This window comes from Lysobacter fragariae (genome assembly GCF_054779775.1).
This window is the reverse complement of sequence record NZ_BAAGXP010000001.1, coordinates 237,227-256,141: the sequence shown is the minus strand read 5'-3', so window position 1 is coordinate 256,141 and position 18,915 is coordinate 237,227. Positions and strand designations below refer to the sequence as shown.

At 66.4% G+C, this 18,915-nt stretch carries 19 protein-coding genes; 18 read left to right on the top strand and 1 reads right to left on the bottom strand.

The annotated features are described in order from the left end of the window. Positions 1-10: 10 nt before the first annotated feature. Positions 11-1,282 (top strand): sensor histidine kinase, encoded by a 1,272-nt coding sequence (locus ACYVD7_RS01155; protein WP_460758263.1) that lies wholly within the window; start codon positions 11-13, stop codon positions 1,280-1,282. 152 nt (positions 1,283-1,434) lie between these two features. Next, positions 1,435-2,430, top strand: a complete 996-nt coding sequence (locus ACYVD7_RS01150) for an isoaspartyl peptidase/L-asparaginase family protein (protein WP_460758262.1) — start codon at positions 1,435-1,437, stop codon at positions 2,428-2,430. A gap of 263 nt (positions 2,431-2,693) precedes the next feature. Here ACYVD7_RS01150 and ACYVD7_RS01145 read toward each other — a convergent pair whose 3' ends face one another. After that, positions 2,694-3,185 (bottom strand): VOC family protein, encoded by a 492-nt coding sequence (locus ACYVD7_RS01145; protein ID WP_460758259.1) that lies wholly within the window; start codon positions 3,183-3,185, stop codon positions 2,694-2,696. A 410-nt stretch (positions 3,186-3,595) separates the two neighbouring features. Between ACYVD7_RS01145 and ACYVD7_RS01140 the strand changes: the two genes are divergently transcribed. The 16 genes from ACYVD7_RS01140 (at position 3,596) to ACYVD7_RS01065 (ending at position 18,883) form a co-directional block, all read left to right on the top strand. Further along, positions 3,596-3,976, top strand: a complete 381-nt coding sequence (locus ACYVD7_RS01140) for a diacylglycerol kinase (RefSeq protein ID WP_460758256.1) — start codon at positions 3,596-3,598, stop codon at positions 3,974-3,976. An 88-nt stretch (positions 3,977-4,064) separates the two neighbouring features. Then, a complete protein-coding gene (locus tag ACYVD7_RS01135; RefSeq protein WP_460758255.1) occupies positions 4,065-4,799 on the top strand; it encodes a TerC family protein in 735 nt (244 codons plus the stop codon). A 226-nt stretch (positions 4,800-5,025) separates the two neighbouring features. Next, positions 5,026-5,631, top strand: coding sequence for a LemA family protein (locus tag ACYVD7_RS01130; protein WP_460758727.1), 606 nt, complete (start codon positions 5,026-5,028; stop codon positions 5,629-5,631). Positions 5,632-5,659: 28 nt separating this feature from the next. Further along, positions 5,660-6,580: a TPM domain-containing protein gene (locus tag ACYVD7_RS01125; protein WP_460758252.1), complete on the top strand. Its 921-nt coding sequence runs from the start codon at positions 5,660-5,662 to the stop codon at positions 6,578-6,580. Further along, positions 6,577-7,071 carry a TPM domain-containing protein gene (locus ACYVD7_RS01120; protein WP_460758251.1) on the top strand — a complete coding sequence of 165 codons (495 nt, stop codon included), beginning with the start codon at positions 6,577-6,579 and terminating at the stop codon, positions 7,069-7,071. The genes ACYVD7_RS01125 and ACYVD7_RS01120 overlap by 4 nt, the downstream gene beginning before the upstream one ends. Before the next feature lie 96 nt (positions 7,072-7,167). Then, positions 7,168-7,989 carry a hypothetical protein gene (locus ACYVD7_RS01115; protein ID WP_460758249.1) on the top strand — a complete coding sequence of 274 codons (822 nt, stop codon included), beginning with the start codon at positions 7,168-7,170 and terminating at the stop codon, positions 7,987-7,989. An 86-nt stretch (positions 7,990-8,075) separates the two neighbouring features. Further along, the gene (gene lgt, locus ACYVD7_RS01110) at positions 8,076-8,969 is read left to right on the top strand and encodes a prolipoprotein diacylglyceryl transferase (RefSeq protein ID WP_460758247.1); all 894 of its coding nucleotides are present in this window, start codon (positions 8,076-8,078) and stop codon (positions 8,967-8,969) included. 46 nt (positions 8,970-9,015) lie between these two features. Next, on the top strand, positions 9,016-9,810 hold the full coding sequence (locus ACYVD7_RS01105) for a thymidylate synthase (RefSeq protein WP_460758245.1): 795 nt from the start codon (positions 9,016-9,018) through the stop codon (positions 9,808-9,810). A 60-nt stretch (positions 9,811-9,870) separates the two neighbouring features. Further along, a complete protein-coding gene (locus ACYVD7_RS01100) occupies positions 9,871-10,935 on the top strand; it encodes an AraC family transcriptional regulator (RefSeq protein WP_460758243.1) in 1,065 nt (354 codons plus the stop codon). 205 nt (positions 10,936-11,140) lie between these two features. Further along, positions 11,141-12,283, top strand: a complete 1,143-nt coding sequence (locus tag ACYVD7_RS01095; RefSeq protein WP_460758241.1) for an acyl-CoA dehydrogenase family protein — start codon at positions 11,141-11,143, stop codon at positions 12,281-12,283. Between the two features lie 10 nt (positions 12,284-12,293). Continuing rightward, positions 12,294-13,136 (top strand): enoyl-CoA hydratase, encoded by an 843-nt coding sequence (locus ACYVD7_RS01090; RefSeq protein WP_460758239.1) that lies wholly within the window; start codon positions 12,294-12,296, stop codon positions 13,134-13,136. A gap of 38 nt (positions 13,137-13,174) precedes the next feature. Continuing rightward, a complete protein-coding gene (locus ACYVD7_RS01085) occupies positions 13,175-13,993 on the top strand; it encodes a crotonase/enoyl-CoA hydratase family protein (protein ID WP_460758237.1) in 819 nt (272 codons plus the stop codon). Continuing rightward, positions 13,990-14,832: an SDR family oxidoreductase gene (locus ACYVD7_RS01080; RefSeq protein WP_460758235.1), complete on the top strand. Its 843-nt coding sequence runs from the start codon at positions 13,990-13,992 to the stop codon at positions 14,830-14,832. The genes ACYVD7_RS01085 and ACYVD7_RS01080 overlap by 4 nt, the downstream gene beginning before the upstream one ends. Positions 14,833-14,850: 18 nt before the next feature. After that, a complete protein-coding gene (locus ACYVD7_RS01075) occupies positions 14,851-16,509 on the top strand; it encodes an AMP-binding protein (protein ID WP_460758233.1) in 1,659 nt (552 codons plus the stop codon). Beyond that, positions 16,506-17,681 (top strand): CaiB/BaiF CoA transferase family protein, encoded by a 1,176-nt coding sequence (locus tag ACYVD7_RS01070; RefSeq protein WP_460758232.1) that lies wholly within the window; start codon positions 16,506-16,508, stop codon positions 17,679-17,681. The genes ACYVD7_RS01075 and ACYVD7_RS01070 overlap by 4 nt, the downstream gene beginning before the upstream one ends. Next, positions 17,678-18,883, top strand: a complete 1,206-nt coding sequence (locus ACYVD7_RS01065; RefSeq protein WP_460758229.1) for an acetyl-CoA C-acetyltransferase — start codon at positions 17,678-17,680, stop codon at positions 18,881-18,883. The genes ACYVD7_RS01070 and ACYVD7_RS01065 overlap by 4 nt, the downstream gene beginning before the upstream one ends. The last annotated feature ends 32 nt before the right edge of the window (positions 18,884-18,915 follow it).

Below are 18,915 nucleotides of genomic sequence, written 5' to 3'. Positions count from 1 at the left end.
AGGGCTCCCGATGCAGCACGGCTTGCCGCGCAGGATCAGACTGGCGTTCGTCACGCAGGGCGTGATTGCCGGTGTCGTCATCTGCCTGCTCACCCTGGCGGGCAGCCTGCTGGTGCGCCACTTCGCGGTGGAACAGGCGGTCAAGCGCGAAACCGCCGCGTTCTGGGCCGCGCTGCATGATGGCGAGACGTCGCTGCCACGCAGCACGACGATGAGCAGCTACTTCGTTCCCGCCCAGGGCGACATCGAGGCGCTGCCGCCGTCGCTGCGGAACCTGCCTCCCGGCCTGCACCACGTGCCGGAACTGCTTGGCCGCACGGCGTATGTGGACGAGAAGCCGGCGGGCCGCTTCGTGCTGGTCTACAACACCAGCCTGCTGGATACGGTGATCCTGTGGACCGCGTTCGGCCTGCTGCTGCTCGCATTGCTGACCGGCCTTTCACTCTCCTTCTGGACCTACCGCACTTCCAAGCGACTGGTGGCGCCGGTCAGCTGGCTGGCCGACGTCGTCCTGCGCTGGGATCCGCGCGCGCCCGACACCAGCGTGATCCGATCGCCCCACCTGCCGCTGGACTCCGGCCCCGAGGTGCTTCAGCTCACCGGTGCATTGACCGGACTGGCTGATCGCGTCGCGCAATTCGTGCAGCGCGAACGCGACTTCACCCGCGACGCCAGCCACGAGCTGCGTACGCCACTCACCGTCATCCGCGTCGCCACCGACCTGATGCTGGCCGACCCGGAAGCCAGCTCGCGCCAGCTGCGCTCGCTGCAACGCGTGCATCGCGCCGGTCGCGACATGGAAGCGGTGATCGACGCCTTCCTGATCCTCGCGCGCGAGGCGGAAGTGGAGCCGCTCAGCGAGGAATTCGACGTGCGCGAAATCGTGGCGCACGAAGTCGCGCGCGTGCAGCCGCTGTTGGCCGGACGGCCGATCGAGCTCGACGTGATCGACGAAGGCGTGCCGCACCTGTTCGCGCCGCCCCACGTGCTGGCGGTGATGGTGGGCAACCTGCTGGGCAATGCGGTGCGCTTCACCGACGCGGGCCACATCCAGCTGCATCTCCTGCCGGACCGGATCGAAGTGCACGACACCGGCATCGGCATGACGCCCGAAGCGCTGGCGAAGGCCTTCGATCCGTTCTACCGCGCCGATCCGATGCGCGAGGAGGGTCGTGGCATGGGCCTGTCGATCGTGCGTCGCCTGGGCGAGCGCTTCGGCTGGCCGGTGGCGCTCAATAGCGCCCCGGGCGTCGGCACCACCGCGGTGATCCGCTTTGCCTGACCCTGACATAGTGGCTGGATCGGTTGTCATCACGAGCGTGATTTCGCGGCGACGGTCCGGCGCCCCCTCCACGCAATCACGGCAAGGTCTGCACGGAAAGCCTCACGCGAGGCGGATTATGCTTGCCCGGTCATGATCTTCCAGGACCCGCCATGCGCCAGATTTCCGCACTCCTCCTCGCTTTTGCCGCAATGAGCGTCCAGGCCGCCGACAAGCCGACGACCGCGCTGGTGATCCACGGCGGCGCCGGCGTGATCGAGCGCAGTGCGATGACCGAGCAGGAGGAACGCGACGTCCGTGCCGCGCTCAATCGCGCGCTGGACGCAGGCAATGCCGTACTCGCGAAGGGCGGCAGCGCGCTCGACGCGGTGGAGGCGGCGATCGTCGTCATGGAGGAAGCGCCGCAGTTCAACGCCGGCAAGGGCGCGGTGTTCAACGCCGAGGGTGGGCACGAGCTGGATGCGTCGATCATGGAAGGCCACACCCGCCGTGCGGGTGCTGTCGCCGGCGTCACCACCGTGCGCAACCCGATCCGGCTGGCGCGCGCGGTAATGGAACACAGCCCGCACGTGATGCTTGCCGGACTGGGCGCGGAGAAGTTCGCCGATTCGCAGGACCAGATCGAGCGGGTGCCGAACAGCTGGTTCGACACCGAGCGTCGCCGCAAGCAGCTGGAAGAAGCGCAGGCGAAGGAAAAATCGGGCGCGGCGCTGGTGGAGAAGGGCAAGTATTTCGGGACCGTCGGTGCGGTCGCACTCGATGCGCAGGGCCACATCGCTGCGGCGACCAGTACCGGCGGCATGACCAACAAGAAGTGGGGTCGCGTCGGCGATTCGCCGGTGATCGGAGCGGGCACCTGGGCGGACGAACGTTGCGGCGTGTCGGGCACGGGTTGGGGTGAGTTCTACATCCGCAATGCGGTCGCGCACGACATCTGCGCGCGTGTGGCTTATCGCGGCGATACGCTGGCGACGGCCGCGGAAGAGGTGGTCGACAGGATCGTGCCGGCTGCTGGTGGCGATGGTGGGGCGATCGCGCTGGATCGCGACGGCAACATCGCGATGCCGTTCAACACGACAGGCATGTACCGCGCGTGGATCAGGCCGGACGGTTCGCGCGGTACCGCGATTTTCCGCGACGAGAAGTAGCGGGTCCTTCGACTTCGGCCTGCGGCCTACGCTCAGGATGAGCGGGTCCCGGGGTGTCTGTACATCCGGGGCGCAGAGCATCTTCGGACTTCGGACTTCGGACCGGGAGCCGAGAACTGGGAACCGATAACCGAGTGCATTGAGCGCGATCCTCGGGCGCGAATCCCCCACGAATGATTTCCGCTCATCCTGAGCGTAACCGCAACGCGGCGAAGTCGAAGGACGTTCCTGGACTTCCTTCGACTTCGGGTGCGGAATACCACTCAGGCATTCGCCGTCTTGTTCTGCGCGCTCCATTCCTCCATGGCCTTCTTCATCTCGTCCGGGCTCACGTCGCGCACGTGCGTGCCCAGCGACCATTTGTGGCCGAACGGATCGATCACGGTGCCCATGCGATCGCCCCAGAATTCTTCTTTCACCGGGCGCTCCGGCTTGGCGCCGGCATCCACCGCGCGCTTCCACGCGGCGTCGGCATCGGGGCCATAGATCACGAAGCTGGCCGTCGCGCCGCCGCGTTTGTTAGGGCCCAGTGCCTGCATTTCCGGCCACTCGTCCGACAGCATCAGCTGGGTGTCGCCGATGCGGATTTCCGCGTGGCCCACCTTTTCCTTGCCATCGTTGTCCTTCATCGGCAGCCGATACAGCTCCTGGGCGTCGAAGGCACGCTGGTAGAAGTCGATCGCGCGGGCGGCATCCTCGACGATCAGGTAGGCATTGACGCTGTGGTAACCCTCGGGAATTGGATTTGCGGCCATGGTGATGCTCCTTGGGGGCGGGCCTGCGACACTGCGCTCGTGGCCGTTATGGAGCAATGACGCTTGGAGCGGTTTTGTGTTGGCCGCAGCGGAATTGCCCAGTCACGCTGCGAACGGATTCGGTCGGCGGACTTTGCTGGCGGATATTGCCCACAAACCGCCGGTTCGATGAGCGATCTCGCGCATTCCCGCCAGCTTCGTACCAGGCAGCCTGTCGGATGGCCTTGCCGTTCCTGTCGCCGTCTCGGCGGCCGGGGCGGCAACGGGGGGCTTGTGGCAAAATCCGGGGCCGGCCGCGCAACCTGCGGACGCATTCGCCCGGCCCTTGCGTGGCCACACCGGAAACCGCGACATGCCCAGTTCCCAAGCCTTCCGTTCCGCCGCCGCGCGTGCGCCGCAGGAGCTCCACCGTGGCTGACGAGAAGGGTCACCTGCCGCGCGGTCCGGGCCGCATCCTCAAGGCGGGCAAATGGTCGATGCAGGGCCTGTATGCGGCGTGGCTGCATGAATCCTCCTTCCGGCTCGAGGTCTACCTGTTCGTCCTCCTGGCGCCGGTGGGTTGGTGGCTCGGGCAGACGCCGGTGGAACGCGTGCTGCTGATCGGATCGATGCTGCTGGTGATGAGCATCGAACTGCTGAATTCGGCCATCGAGGCCGTGATCGAACGCTACGGCCCGGAATTCCACGAACTGGCCGGTCGCGCCAAGGACATGGGCTCGGCCGCGGTGTTCGTGCTGATGATGAACGTACTGCTGGTGTGGGGCGCGATCCTGCTGCCGCGCGTTCTGTAGGGCGGGTCTTGACCCGCCGGCTTTCCAACGCGCCTGCTTCCCAACAAGCCTGACGGCGGGTCCAGACCCGCCCAACGAGAATTCGCAAGTGATCGAACTGCTGACCGACCCCCAGACCTGGATCACCCTGATTACCCTGAGCGCGATCGAGATCGTGCTGGGCATCGACAACCTGGTCTTCATCTCCATCGCCGTGAGCAAGCTGCCGCTGGTGCAGCGCGAGAAGGCGCGCAAGTTCGGCATCGCGGTCGCGTGCCTCACGCGAATCGGCTTGCTGCTGACGCTGGCGTGGCTGGCCGGCCTGACTCAGGACCTGTTCCGCCTGTTCGGCCAGGGCATCTCCGTCCGCGACCTGGTGCTGATCCTGGGCGGCGTGTTCCTGCTGGTGAAGGGCACCTCCGAGATCAAGGACCTGATCATCGGCGAGGGGGAATCCGAGGACATCCATACCCGGCCGGCGGTGTCGTTCATGGGCGTGATCGCGCAGATCGCGGTGATCGACATCGTGTTCTCGCTTGACTCGGTGATCGCCGCGGTCGGCATGGCCAACCAGAAACCGGTGATGGTCGCGGCGATCCTGCTGGCCGTGGGCGTGATGCTGCTGGCCGCCACGCCGCTGGGTCATTTCATCGAACGCAACCCGACGATCAAGATGCTGGCGCTCGCCTTCATCGTGCTGGTGGGCGTGTACCTGATCGCCGAGGGCTTCGGGCTCCACATCCCGAAGGGTTACATCTACGGCGCGATGGGTTTCTCGGCGCTGGTGGAGTGCCTGAACCTGTGGGCGAAGCGCAGGGCGCAGCAGCGGGTGATGGCGGACTGAAGGTCACGCAGGGCCGGCGCATCGCTTCCGATCGCCGGTTTGCAGCCGTTGCGGCTCCAAGGTTGCCAAGGCAGCTGACGCTGCATCGACTCCGGACACCACGACAGCAATGACGATGAGTGTGTTTCGACCACCCGAGCACGCGTTCGTGGCGCGCATCATCACGCTGCCTTAATTCCCGAATGCTGCAATGCGCCCATTCACCTTCACCCACCGGGGAATGGACATGCGCAAGGTCTTCATGGCGTTGGCTGTCGTGGCAATGGCCAGCCTGCTCAGCGGCTGCGGCTACAACGGCATCCAGCAGAAGGACGAAGCGGTGAAGGCCGCCTGGTCGCAGGTGCTCAACGTGTACAAGCGCCGCGCCGACCTGGTGCCCAACCTGGTGGCGACCGTGCGCGGTTATGCCAGTCACGAGCAGACGGTGCTCACCCAGGTCACTGAGGCGCGGTCGAAGGTCGGCAGCATCAACGTCAATGCGGACGATCCAGCGTCGCTGCAGCAGTACCAGCAGGCGCAGACCGAGCTCAAGAGCGCCATCGGTCGCCTGCTCGTGGTGACGGAAAACTACCCGGACCTCAAGGCGGACCAGAGTTTCGTGCAGCTGCAGGCGCAGCTGGAAGGCACGGAAAACCGCATCGCCGTCGAGCGCCAGCGCTACATCACGTCGGTGCAGGACTACAACACCTTCATCCGTTCGTTCCCGCAGAACCTCACCGCGATGATGTTCGGCTACAAGGTCAAGCCGAACTTCACCGTCGAGAACGAGCAGCAGATCCAGGAGCCGCCGAAGGTCGACTTCAGCCAGCAGCCGGCACCGTCGGGCGGTTGATCTCGATGGTTCCGGGCGACGCTCGGACATGGCCGTGCACGCGTTGAAGCCGTGGCACATCGCCGCGCTGCTGCTGCTGTTGTGGCTGGCGCTGGTCGGTATCGGTAGTGCGTCCGCACAACAGCTGGCGCCGATTCCACCGTTAACCGGCCCGGTCATCGACACTACGATGACGCTGGATGCCGCGACGAAGCAGCAACTCGAAGCACAGGCCCTCGCGCTGCAGCAGCGCAAGGGCAGCCAGCTGCAGGTGCTGGTCGTGCCGACCACGCAGCCGGAAGAGATTTCGCAATACGCGGTGCGTGCGTACGACCAGTACCAGCTGGGTCGCAAGGGCACCAGTGATGGCGCGCTGCTGCTGGTTGCCAAGGATGACCGGCGCGCATGGATCGCCACCGGTTACGGGCTGGAAGGCGCGATCCCAGACGCCACCGCGTTCCGCATCATCCAGGAATACCTGGTGCCGAAGTTCCGTGCCGGCGACTTCAACGGTGGTGTCCTCGACGCATCGGCGCAGCTGGTGAAGCTGATCGATGGCGAAACGCTGCCGGCACCGATGGTGAGAGAGGCCGGCACTGAAGGTGCCGAAGATCCGTTTGGCGCCGCGCTGTTCGGATTGTTCGCTGCCTTCGTGGTGGCGCAGGTCGTGCGCGGGCTGCTGGGATGGGCGCCGAGGTTGCTGCGCGGCGTGGCCGGCGCAGGCGCGGCCGGCGCGACCGCATGGCTGGTCACGGCGCTGGTGCCGATTGCCGGGCTGGGCGCGCTGATCGGCCTGCTGCTGGGAATGTTCAACCTGCCCAGCGGGCGCTACGCCAACCACGGCGGCTGGGGTGGGTTTGGCGGTGGCGGTTGGGGCGGTGGCGGGTTTGGCGGCGGCAGTTCGGGCGGCGGGGGCTGGTCCGGTGGCGGCGGCATGACCGGCGGCGGTGGTGCGGGAGGCAGCTGGTGAAGCGCTTCCTCACCCACCTGTTCGCGACGTCGGCGCGGACGCTGTTTCCGGGCGAGAGCCTGCAGCACATCGCACAGGCCATCGCCGCCAGCGAATCCCGCCACACCGGTGAGATCCGTTTTGCCGTCGAAAGCGCGCTGCATCCGCGCGCGGTGCTGGCCGGCATGCAGGCGCGCGATCGCGCCCGCGAAGTGTTCGCGCAGCTGCGGGTGTGGGACACGCAAGCGAACAACGGCGTGCTGCTCTACCTGCTGCTGGCGGACCATCGCATCGAGATAGTCGCCGACCGTGGCTTCGACGCGCTGGTCAGCGCCGAGCAATGGCGCGGCGCCTGCCTGCTGATCGAGGAGCGCCTGAAGGCAGGCGAACCTGAGGCCGCCGTCGTGCGGGGTGTCGAAGCACTGTCGGCACTGATCGAGCCGCACTTTCCGCGCGTGGAAGGGCAAGCCGATCGCAATGAACTTCCGGACGCGCCCCACATCGGCTGGTAAGGGCGCGCGCACCATTGCGATGGCATGGCGCACGCGTTCGGGCTAGGCTTGCGGCTCCTGCGGCAATGGATGCCGCTTCCGAAGACAGGACGTCAGATGCTCGGCAACACCCCCATCCCGACCATAAGCCTCCGCGATGTTTCCGAGGCCCACGCACGTGGCCTGCGCCGTGACCTGTTCCGCTGGCTGGATGCGCAACTGACGCCTCACCTGCGCGTGCTGCCGGCGCGGCTCAGGGCGTCGCAATGGCCCTATAGCGCGTTCCGTGACCGCAAGGTCGCCTACCTGAAACTACGGGAGACGCTGATTCGCTGCAACGCGCACATCAACGAGCAGCGCACGGAAGCTTCCGGCCGGACGACCTGTGCCGTGCTGCTGATGCCGCAAGGGGTCATGCGCACGGACGGCGTCGAACCAGTCCTGGCGGCATATACCTTCCTGCTGAACGTGCATGCGGGCAAGATCAGCGTGGACGCGCGGGTCTGCGGCGTTTTCAGCCATCACGCGATCGAACGCATGTACCAGCGATTGCGCACGAACTCCCATGCCCAGGTGGTGGAGGAACTGCGCGGCGCATTATGGTGGGTCACGATGCTGTACTGCTCGGCCACGCTCAGCCCGCGAGGTGCGACCTTGCAGCAGTTGCCCATCCCGACCGCGAACGGCGTGCTGCGTTGCATCCGCCAGCCGGGGCAGGAAGCCGCCATGGAGGTGCGGACGTTCACCGCGCGCAAGCCCGGCAGCCCGGTGGAGCGCTCGGTCGAAACCCTGCGTCACTGGGCGACGCAGGCCCGCGAGGGGAAGGAGCAGGCCTTCGCCGCACTCCTGCGCGAGCCGGCCAACCGTTGGTGGCGCGAGGCCTACCGTCCGGGTGGGCAGGTCCAGCCTCAACGCCGATTGGGTGTCGGGGCTTCGTAGCCCGATTCCATGGTCGCGTGCAGCCCGTCGCACACCCCTCGACGACCTCCGGAAGGCACAATACGGGCACCCCCGCGGAGCCCGGCATGACCGTACTGCACCAGATCGACCCGATCGCCCTCGACCTTGGCACCTGGAACCTGCCCGCAGTGGGCAGCATCCACCCGCAGATCCACTGGTACGGCCTGATGTACCTGCTCGGTTTCGCCATGGCCTGGTGGCTGGGGCGCAGCCGCGTGCGCGCCGGACGACTGCCCGGTGTGGACGAACAGGCCTTCGGCGACCTGATGTTCTACGCGATGATCGGCGTCGTCCTCGGCGGGCGCCTTGGCTACATCCTGTTCTACGACCTGCCGGCGTACATCGAACACCCGCTGCAGGTGTTCAAGATCTGGCAGGGCGGCATGAGCTTCCACGGCGGCCTGCTGGGCGTGGTGGCCGCCGCATGGTGGTGGTCGCGCCGGCACCAGCTGCACCTGTTCGATACGGTCGATTTCGTCGCGCCGCTGGTGCCGCCGGGGCTCGGCTTTGGCCGCCTGGGCAACTACATAAACGGCGAGCTGTGGGGCAAGTTCACCAACGCCGACTGGGGCGTGGTGTTCCCTACCGGGCTGCCGGAGCGGATGAGCGTGATGAGCAACGAGATGCTGCGCTCGCAGTTCGATGCCGGATTGCTCAACGAGTACGCGCGCCATCCCTCGCAGCTGTACCAGGCGGGGTTGGAGGGACTGGTGATGTTCGTGGTGCTGTGGTGGTACTCGCGCTGTCCGCGCCCGCGCTATGCGGTGTCGGGTGTGTTCGCGGTGCTCTACGGCCTGTTCCGATTCATCGTCGAATTCGTCCGCGTGCCCGACGCGCAGATCGGTTACATCGCCTTCGGCTGGCTCACGATGGGTCAGGTGCTCAGCCTGCCGCTGATCGCGCTGGGACTGTTCTGGTTGTGGCGTTCGCGCACCCAGCCGACGCTGCAGCCAGCGTGACGACGCGACGCAACGAAATTAGAGCAGCGACAAGAAGAGCGAAGCGATGAAGCAATACCTCGACCTCCTGCGGCACGTCCTCGAACACGGCACGGAAAAGTCCGACCGCACCGGCACCGGCACGCGCAGCGTGTTCGGCTGGCAGTTGCGCTTCGACCTGGCCGAAGGCTTTCCGCTGGTCACCACCAAGAAACTGCACCTGCGCTCGATCGTCCACGAGCTGCTGTGGTTCCTGCAGGGCGAAACGAATATCGCCTACCTGAAGGACAACAAGGTCTCGATCTGGGACGAGTGGGCCGACGCGAACGGCGAACTCGGCCCGGTCTACGGCAAGCAGTGGCGTCGCTGGACCGGTTCCGACGGCAGCGAGATCGACCAGATCAGGTGGGTGGTTGATGAAATCAAGCGCAATCCCGATTCACGTCGCCTGATCGTCTCTGCGTGGAACGTCGCCGACCTCCCGCGCATGGCGCTGATGCCGTGCCACACCATGTTCCAGTTCTACGTCGCCGACGGGAAGCTCAGCTGCCAGCTGTACCAGCGCAGCGGCGACATCTTCCTGGGCGTGCCGTTCAACATCGCCAGCTATGCGCTGCTCACGCACATGGTCGCGCAGGTGTGCGGTCTGGGCGTGGGCGACTTCGTGCATACGCTGGGCGACGCGCACCTGTACTCGAACCACTTCGATCAGGCGCGCGAACAGCTGTCGCGCACGCCGCGCGCGCTGCCGCAGCTGAAGCTGAATCCTGACGTCTCCGACATCTTCGGTTTTACCTTCGACGACATCGCCATCGAAGGCTACGACCCGCTTCCGGCGATCAAGGCGCCGGTGGCGGTCTGACGCCCAGCCGACGGCCGCAATCGTCGCTTCCGACGATGGGCGGCCGCCGTAAACCCGGCGATGCTGTATCCCGGCACCCAGCACCCGGTCAGGCACGCGCCCGATTCCATGCCGCCACCCGTCCAACGCACCATCAGTAGTCATTTCGTGCGCGCCTGCCTGCATGGCGCGCGGCGTCGTGGCGTGGACATTTCGTGGTTGCTCGGCGAAGCCGGCATTTCCCCCGACGTCCTGCACGAGTCACGCGCGCGCATCAGTTTCGAGCAGTTCGCGCGCCTGATCCAGGTGACCTGGCGCGGGATGGACGACGAGTCGCTGGGTTTCGGTCGCAGGGCTGTCCGCTACGGCAGCTTCGCGATGATGTGCAACGCGATCATCCATTGCCGCTCGCTCGAGGCGGCGCTACGCCGCAGCGTGCGCTTCTATGCGCTGCTCCAGGATCATGGCCACGTCCAGCTTCGGCGCGATGGCGAACGCGCCAGCATCGTTCTCGACCTGAGCGATTTCGACGATCCGGATCATTTCTTCGCCGAAACCCTGCTGGTGATCTGGCACCGCCTCAGCAGCTGGCTGGTCGGCCAGCGCATTCCGCTGATCGAGGCGAGCTTTGCCTATCCGTCGCCCGCACACCGCCATGAGTACGACCTCATCTTCGGAGCGCCGCTGCGCTTTGACGAGGGCGCGACGGCAATCGTGTTCCATTCGCGGCACCTCGATATGCCGTTGCTGCAGGATGAAGCCAGCCTGCGCGTGTTCCTGCAGCGCTCCCCCTACGATTTGCTGTCGAGACGGGAGCACGGTCATCACCTGAGCGCCCGCGTGCGACGCATGTTCAGCGACAGCGATGACGGGCCGGCGGTTGACCTGGACGCTGCTGCCGCACGCCTGGCGATGAGCCCCCAAAGTCTTCGGCGCCACCTGCAGCAGGAAGGCAACAGCTTCCAGTCACTCAAGGACCATTGGCGTCGCGACCTTGCCGTCGGCCTGCTCGCCGAGACCACGCTGTCGATCGCAGAGATCGCGCGCCGGACCGGATTTTCCGAGCCCAGTACCTTCCACCGTGCCTTCAGGAAGTGGACCGGCCTTGCTCCCAGTGCCTATCGGGATGGCCGGCAGACCGCCTGAGGCTTCATCGCTGTAACTCCCGCACGCCGGGCGGCTTGGCCACTATGACCACGTATTCCAGAGCCTCCAAGCGCGCTCGCGTGCCCACCGGGGTGTCGTGCACGATTGAGCGGATCGGCCACGATAGTTGAGCGGCCGTGCCATTGTCCGCGTTGCGTGACGCTCCTAGCCTGCGTGCACCATCGCAGCCGCGACAGAGCATCCATTGGACCGCCAGCATTTCGACTCCGAACACGAAGCCTTCCGCGACGCCGTGCGCCGCTATCTCGATAAGGAAGTCGTACCGCACCAGCAGAAATGGCTGGAGGACGGCATCGTCCCGCGCGAGGCCTGGCAAGGGCTGGGCGAGCAGGGTTTCCTGCTGACCTGGCTGGACGAGTCGCTGGGCGGTTCGGGGCTGCAGGACTTCCGCTACGAGCAGGTCGTACTCGAGGAGATCGGGCGGATCAACGAGACCGGGCTGTTCACCGGCCTGCATTCGACCGTGGTCGCGCCGTACCTCGCCCACTTCGGCAACGACGAACAGAAGCAGCGCTTCCTGCCCAAGGCCGCCAGCGGCGAGTGCATCCTCGCGTTGGCGATGACCGAGCCCGGCACCGGTTCCGACCTCGCAGGCATGCGCGCCACCGCGGTGCGCGATGGCGACGACTGGATCCTCAACGGCGCCAAGACCTTCATCTCCAACGGCATCAACGCCGACCTGGTGATCGTCGCCGCGCGCACCGTGCCGGACCAGCCGCATGCGATCGGCCTGTTCCTGGTCGAGCGCGGCATGCCGGGCTTCGAGCGTGGGCGCAAGCTCGAGAAACTCGGCATGCACAGCCAGGACACGTCCGAGCTGTTCTTCAACGATGTGCGCGTGCCGGCCGCCAACGTGCTGGGCGATCCGGTCAAGGGCTTCAAGTACATGATGCACGGGCTGGCGCAGGAGCGCCTGACCTGCGCGATCGGTGCGGTGGCCGCGGCCGAGTCCGCATTGCAGACAACGATCGATTACGTGAAGGGCCGCAAGGCCTTCGGCCAGCGCATCGCCGACTTCCAGAACACCCGCTTCAAGCTGGCCGAGCTGCGCGCGCAGATCGACGCGTCGCAGGCCTTCGTCGACCACTGCGTGCGCCTGCACAACGATCGCAAGCTGGATGCCGAGACCGCCGCGGGCATCAAGCTGATCACCACCGAGATGGTCGGCCGCGTGGCCGACGAATGCCTGCAGCTGCACGGCGGCTACGGCTACATGCTGGAGTACCCGATCTGCCGGATCTATGCCGACGTGCGCATCCAGCGCATCTTCGCCGGGACTTCGGAAGTCATGAAGGAAATCATCAGCCGCAAGCTGCTGGCGGACTGACGTGGATTCCGTGTCCAACCGTGCCGCCGCACGTCCCAGCCCACACAACGAGACACCCGCACGCGTGAACGCCTACGAATCCATCCAGTTCGACAGCACCGGCGGCATCGCCCGGTTGACCCTAAACCAGCCCAAGCGCCTCAACAGCCTCGACACCAACATGAGCCTGGAGATCATCGCCGCGCTGGCGCACGTGGCGAACGATCCCGATGTGCGCGTTCTGCTGATCACCGGCAGCGGGCGCGGCTTCTGCGCGGGCGCGAACCTCACCAGCCTGTCGTCCGATGGCGCCGTGCCCGACCTGGGCGAGGTGCTCGAAGACCATTACAACCCCATCGTCGAAACGCTGCGAGGCCTTCACGTGCCGGTGCTGTGCGCCGTCAACGGCGTTGCGGCCGGTGCCGGTGCGAATTTCGCGCTGGCCTGCGACGTGGTGATCGCCACGCGCTCAGCGAGCTTCCTGCAGGCGTTCGCCAAGGTGGGCCTGCTGCCGGACATGGGCGGCACGTGGTTCCTGCCGCACCTGATCGGACCGGCGCGCGCGATGGCGCTGTCTTTGCTTGCCGAACCGATCAGCGCCGAACAGGCCGAGCAGTGGGGCATGATCTGGCGTTGCGTGGACGACGACCAGTTCGCCGACGCCACCGAAGCGCTGCTGCAGCGGCTCGCGCTCGCACCGCCCCAGGCGGCGCTGCGGACCAAGAAAGCCATCCATGCTGCGACTGCCAACACGCTCACCGACCAGCTGGCGCTGGAGCGCGACTACCAGCGCGAACTCGGCCGCACCGCCGACTTCCTCGAAGGCGTGAGCGCGTTCATGGAGAAGCGTTCGCCGCGCTTCAGCGGGCGCTGATCCGCGGTGATGAATCGACCCAGCCACCGGACCCTGCGATGACGTACCAGTCACTCCAGCTGCACATCGAGGATGGCATCGCCATCGTCGCCTTTGATCGTCCGCACAAGGCGAACGCGCTGCACCGGGCGCTGTGGAACGAACTGCGCGCGGCATTTGTCGAGATCGATGCCCACCGCGACGTGCGCGTGGCCGTATTGCGCGGCAACGGCGCGAATTTCACCGCCGGCATCGACCTGTCGATGCTGCTGGACCTGCAGCAAGAGGCGATCGATCCGCACGGCTGCGCCGGCCGCACCCGTGAAAACCTGCGTCGCGACCTGCTCGACCTGCAGGACGTGGTGTCGACGATCGAGCGCTGCCGCGTGCCGGTGCTGGCCGCGATCCACGGCGCCTGCATCGGTGGCGGCATCGACATCGCCTGTGCTTGCGACATCCGTTATTGCAGCGCCGATGCGAAGTTCTCGGTGAAGGAAGTCGACCTCGCGGTGACCGCCGACCTGGGTACCCTGCAGCGGCTGCCGAAGATCGTCGGCGACGGCATCGCGCGTGAGCTGGCGTACACCGCGCGGGTGGTCGACGGCCGCGAGGCGCAGGCGCTGGGCCTGGTCAATCGTTGCTACGACTCGTCCGACGAGCTTTTCGAGGGCGTGCAGCAGATGGCACGTATCATCGCGGCGAAATCGCCGCTGGCGGTGCGTGGCAGCAAGGAGATGCTGGTGCATGCGCGCGACCACAGCGTCGCCGAGGGCCTGAATTACGTGGCGACGTGGAATGCGGGGATGTTGCTGTCCAGCGACCTGGACGAAGTCATTGCCGCCGCCATGCAGAAGCGTAAGCCGGATTTCGGCACATGAGCCGCAACGATCGCATGAGCATTCCGCATTCATTCGCCGACGCCCATGTCTTTGTCGCGGGCGGCACCAGTGGCATCAACCTCGGCATCGCCCAGGCGTTTGCCAGTGCGGGCGCCCGCGTGAGCGTGCTGTCGCGCTCGCAGGACAAGGTGGATGCAGCGGTCGCCTCCCTGCGAGCACTCGGCGCTGAAGCGGCCGGCTACGCCGCCGACGTGCGCGACCACGTGGCGATCGAGGCCGCGTTGCGCGACGCGCACGGGCGCCATGGCGCCATCGACGTGCTGGTGTCGGGCGCGGCGGGGAATTTCCCGGCGCCAGCTGCGGGCCTGTCGCCCAACGGCTTCAAGAGCGTGGTCGACATCGACCTGCTCGGCACCTTCCACGTGCTGCATGCGGCTTTCGCCTTCCTGCGCAAGCCGGGTGCGGTGGTGATCAATATCTCCGCGCCGCAGGCGTCCCAACCCATGCCGCTGCAGGTCCATGCCTGCGCCGCGAAAGCCGGCGTCGACATGGTCACGCGCGTGGCGGCGTTGGAGTGGGGCCCGCTGGGCGTGCGCGTGAATTCCATCGCCCCGGGTCCGATCGAAGGCACGGAAGGCATGCAGCGACTCGCGCCCACTCCGCAACTGTCGCGCCAGGTCGCCCAGAGCGTGCCGTTGCAGCGCTATGGCCGCGTGCAGGAAATCGCCGACGCCTGCCTGTGGCTGGCATCGCCTGCGGCGTCCTACGTGACCGGCGCGGTGATCCCCGTCGACGGTGGCTGGTCGCTGTCCGGCAGCGCGGTGGTGGGCGATACGCTTGCCAGGGCGTTCGCCGCCACCAATGCAACATCGAGCTGAATTCACAAGGGCATATCCATGACTCAAGCGACTGCCAACACATTGCGAAGCCCGTTGGAGATGCTCTACCACTGGGAGCGCACGCGGCCCGACGCGGTGTACCTGCGCCAACCGGTGAATCGCGTGTGGCGCGACTACACCTGGCGGGAAGTCGGCGAGCAGGCGCGGCGCGTGGCGGCGGCCTTGAAGGCACGCGGTTATCCGCCCGGCAGCAACATCGCGATCTGGTCGAAGAACTGCGCCGAATGGGTCGTCACCGATCTCGGCATCATGATGGCGGGACACGTCAGCGTGCCGCTGTACGCGACCCAGTCGACCGCGAGCGCGCGTTATGTGCTCGAGCTCACCGAGGCCAAGCTGATCTTCCTCGGCAAGTTCGACGATGCCGCGCGCGTGCCAGCGGCCTTGCCGGACAGCATCGAAACGGTCGCGTTCCCGTATCCGACTGCGCCTGCGCAGACGCGCTGGCAGGACTTCATCGACATCGCGCCCGATCGCAGCGATCGCCGACCCGACCTCGATGAAACCTTCACCATCGTATTCACGTCCGGCACCACCGGCCAGCCCAAGGGCGTGGTGCAGCACTATCGCGCCGCCGCGGTGATGGGCACCGAGATCGCACGGGCGGAAGGGGCCAGGCCGGGCGACAGCTGGCTGTCGCACCTGCCGCTGGCGCACGTGGCCGAGCGCGTGATGGGCGAGATGGTGTCGCTGTACAGCGGCATGGCGATGGCGTTCAATGAGAGGGTCGAGACCTTCGCCGAAGACCTGCGCACGGTGCGCCCCACGATCTTCGGTACCGTGCCGCGCCTGTGGGTGGTGATGCAGCAGGGCATCGAGGCAAAGGTGCCCTCGGCGAAGTTGCAGCGCCTGCTGCGCCTGCCGCTGGTCGGAACGCTGGTGCGCAGGAAAATACGCAAGCAGCTCGGCATGGATCGCGTGCGCTTCACCGGGATTGGCTCCGCCGCGGCGCCGCTGCCGGCGATGCACTTCTGGGCCAGCCTGGGCATGCAGCACGCCGACGTCTACGCGATGAGCGAGAGCTTCGGCCACGGCACGATACAGCTCGACGGGAAAAAAGGTTTCGGCACGGTCGGCAAGCCGTTGCCGACGGCGCAGGTGTGCATCGGCGAAGGCGGTGAAATCCTGCTCGCGGGTCCGGCGCTGTTCAAGGGTTACTACAAGAACCCTGAAGCCACCGCCGAAGTGTTGCGTGACGGCTGGCTGCATACCGGTGACGTTGGCGAATTCGATGCGAACGGGCGACTCAAGGTCACCGGCCGCACCAAGGAAATCTTCAAGACAGCGAAGGGCGAATACATCGCGCCGTATCCGCTGGAAGCGGAGCTGACGCGCAGTGGGCTGCTCGGCCAGGTCTGCGTGATGGGCGCCGGCATGAAGCAGCCGGTCGCGCTGGCCACGCTGACGCCCGCGGCCAAGGCGCAGCCACGCGCTGATGTGGAGCGTGATCTGCAGGCATTCCTCGCCGCGCTCAACCCGACCCTGCCGACACACGAGCGCATCGACCGCGTCGTGGTGGTGGACCAGGACTGGACGCCGGACAACGAACTGCTCACGCCAACACTGAAGCTGCGTCGCAACCTGATCGAGAAACACTACGCGCCGCTGGTGGAGGCGAACGCGCAAGCCGGCGCAGTCGTGTGGGAGCGCAAGTGACCGCAACGATTTCACCGCTGGCCGGGTTGAAGGTGCTGGATTTCTCGGCACTGTTGCCGGGCCCGTTCGCCACCCACGTGCTCAGCGACCTCGGCGCCGACGTGGTGCGCGTGGAAGCGCCAGAGCGTCCCGACCTGCTGCGGATGCTGCCTCCGTACGTTGACAACGATCCGCGCAAGGGTTCGCTGGCACATGCCACGATCAACCGCGGCAAGCGTTCGCTGGCGCTCGACCTCAAGCAGCCCGAATCCATTGCCACCATCAGGCGACTGATCGGTGAATACGACATCGTGCTGGAATCGTTCCGGCCCGGCGTGATGCAGCGCTTCGGCCTCGATTACGCGTCGTTGAAGGCGATCAACCCGCGCCTGATCTATTGCTCGCTCAGCGGTTATGGACAGACCGGTCCGTTGCGCGGGCGCGGCGGACACGACATCAACTATCTCGCGCTGTCCGGCGCGGCCGGCTACAGCGGCGATGGCGAACGCGGCCCCGCACTGCCGGGCGTACAGGTCGCCGACCTGGCCGGCTCGATGTATGCGGTCGCCGGCCTGCTGGCCGCGGTGATCCATCGCCTTCAAACCGGCGAGGGCGAGCACGTCGACGTGAGCATGACCGATGCGACGTACACGTTGAACGCGCTGTTCAATCCCGGCGTGCTGCAGGGAGCGCCCGCGCCGCCGGTGCAGGGTACCGACCTCAACGGCGGCGGTTTCTACGGCTTCTATCGCACGCGCGACGATCGCTGGTTCGCGGTCGGTTCGCTGGAAGCGCCGTTCGCGCGCGCGCTGCTGCAGGCGCTCGGGCTCGATCCGGCACTGACGCCGCCGCCACTCGACCTGGCCGCCGCGCAGGTAGTGAAGCCGCTTATCGCCGATGCCTTCGCGCAACGCGATTACGCCGAGTGGTTGCAGGTCTTCGCGCCGATCGATGCCTGCGTGGAGCCGGTGCTGTCACTGCAGGAAGCCGCCGCCCACCCGCAACTGTTCGCACGCGAAATGGTGATCGACGTGCCCGGGCCGGATGGCCGGACGCTGCGCCAGCCGGGCTGCGCGATCAAGTTCGGGAATCCGATCGAGCCGCCGAAGTTTGCCGGCGTGGCGGTCGGTGCGCACAACGCTGAAATTCTTTCCTCCCTCCCCAATACCCAGGCGCCAGAGAAACTCCCATGACCGAAGCCTACATCTACGACGCCGTGCGCACCCCGCGCGGCAAGGGCAAGAAGGACGGCGCGCTGCACAGCGTCAAGCCGATCACCTTGATGGCCGATACGCTGCGCGGCCTGCAGGCGCGCAATGGCTTCGATACGCGCGAAGTCGACGACATCGTGCTCGGCGTGGTGTCGCCGATCGGCGACCAGGGCGGCGACATCGCCAAGATCGCCGCGCTTGCGGCCGATTGGGATGTGCAAGTCGCCGGTGTGCAGCTGAATCGCTTCTGCGCCTCGGGTTTGGAAGCGGTGAATCTGTGCGCGGCGAAGATTCGCGGCGGCATGGAAGATCTCGTCGTCGCCGGCGGCGTCGAGTCGATGTCGCGCGTGCCGATGGGTTCCGACGGCGCCGCTTGGGCGCTGGACCCGCAGACCAACTTGCACACCAACTTCGTGCCACAGGGCGTCGGTGCCGATCTGATCGCGACGCTCGAAGGCTTTTCGCGTGACGACGTCGATGCATTCGCGCTCGATTCGCAGAAGAAGGCTGCGGCCGCGAGTGCCGCGGGCAAGTTCAGGAAGTCGCTGCTGCCGGTGTTGGACAGCAACGGCGTAACGCTGCTCGATCACGACGAATTCATCCGCGCCGATGCCTCGAAGGAAGGTCTTGGCGCGCTGAAGCCGAGCTTCCAGCAAATGGGCGATTACGGCTTCGATGCGACTGCCATCCGCGTTTATCCGCAGGTCGAGCGCATCCAGCACGTGCACACCCCGGGCAATTCGTCGGGCATCGTCGATGGCGCCGCCGCGATGCTGATCGGCTCACCGGCCAAGGGCAAGGCGCTCGGCCTCACCGCGCGTGCGCGCATCGTGTCGACTGCAATCACCGGCACCGATCCAACCATCATGTTGACCGGCCCTGCGCCGGCGACGCGCAAGGCGTTGGCGAAAGCGGGGATGACCATCGACCAGATCGACCTGTTCGAAGTCAACGAGGCCTTTGCCGCGGTGGTGATGAAGTTCCAGAAGGACCTCAACGTGCCGTGGGAAAAGATCAACGTCAACGGCGGCTCGATCGCGATGGGCCATCCGCTCGGCGCGACCGGTTGCATGATCCTCGGCACCCTGATCGATGAGCTGGAAGCGCGCCAGCAGCGCTACGGCCTCGCCACGCTGTGCGTGGGCGGCGGCATGGGAATCGCCACGATCATCGAACGTCTCTGACCATTTCGCAGACCGCAGCGCGACTTCGCGCG

Bases quoted from the DNA above. Each gene is read 5' to 3' on its own strand.
- ACYVD7_RS01155 (WP_460758263.1), top strand. From the start codon at position 11: ATGCAGCACGGCTTGCCGCGCAGGATCAGACTGGCGTTCGTCACGCAG.
- ACYVD7_RS01150 (WP_460758262.1), top strand. From the start codon at position 1,435: ATGCGCCAGATTTCCGCACTCCTCCTCGCTTTTGCCGCAATGAGCGTC.
- ACYVD7_RS01145 (WP_460758259.1), bottom strand. From the start codon at position 3,185: ATGGCCGCAAATCCAATTCCCGAGGGTTACCACAGCGTCAATGCCTAC.
- ACYVD7_RS01130 (WP_460758727.1), top strand. From the start codon at position 5,026: ATGCGCAAGGTCTTCATGGCGTTGGCTGTCGTGGCAATGGCCAGCCTG.
- ACYVD7_RS01125 (WP_460758252.1), top strand. From the start codon at position 5,660: ATGGCCGTGCACGCGTTGAAGCCGTGGCACATCGCCGCGCTGCTGCTG.
- ACYVD7_RS01115 (WP_460758249.1), top strand. From the start codon at position 7,168: ATGCTCGGCAACACCCCCATCCCGACCATAAGCCTCCGCGATGTTTCC.
- lgt (WP_460758247.1), top strand. From the start codon at position 8,076: ATGACCGTACTGCACCAGATCGACCCGATCGCCCTCGACCTTGGCACC.
- ACYVD7_RS01105 (WP_460758245.1), top strand. From the start codon at position 9,016: ATGAAGCAATACCTCGACCTCCTGCGGCACGTCCTCGAACACGGCACG.
- ACYVD7_RS01100 (WP_460758243.1), top strand. From the start codon at position 9,871: ATGCTGTATCCCGGCACCCAGCACCCGGTCAGGCACGCGCCCGATTCC.
- ACYVD7_RS01085 (WP_460758237.1), top strand. From the start codon at position 13,175: ATGACGTACCAGTCACTCCAGCTGCACATCGAGGATGGCATCGCCATC.
- ACYVD7_RS01080 (WP_460758235.1), top strand. From the start codon at position 13,990: ATGAGCCGCAACGATCGCATGAGCATTCCGCATTCATTCGCCGACGCC.
- ACYVD7_RS01075 (WP_460758233.1), top strand. From the start codon at position 14,851: ATGACTCAAGCGACTGCCAACACATTGCGAAGCCCGTTGGAGATGCTC.
- ACYVD7_RS01065 (WP_460758229.1), top strand. From the start codon at position 17,678: ATGACCGAAGCCTACATCTACGACGCCGTGCGCACCCCGCGCGGCAAG.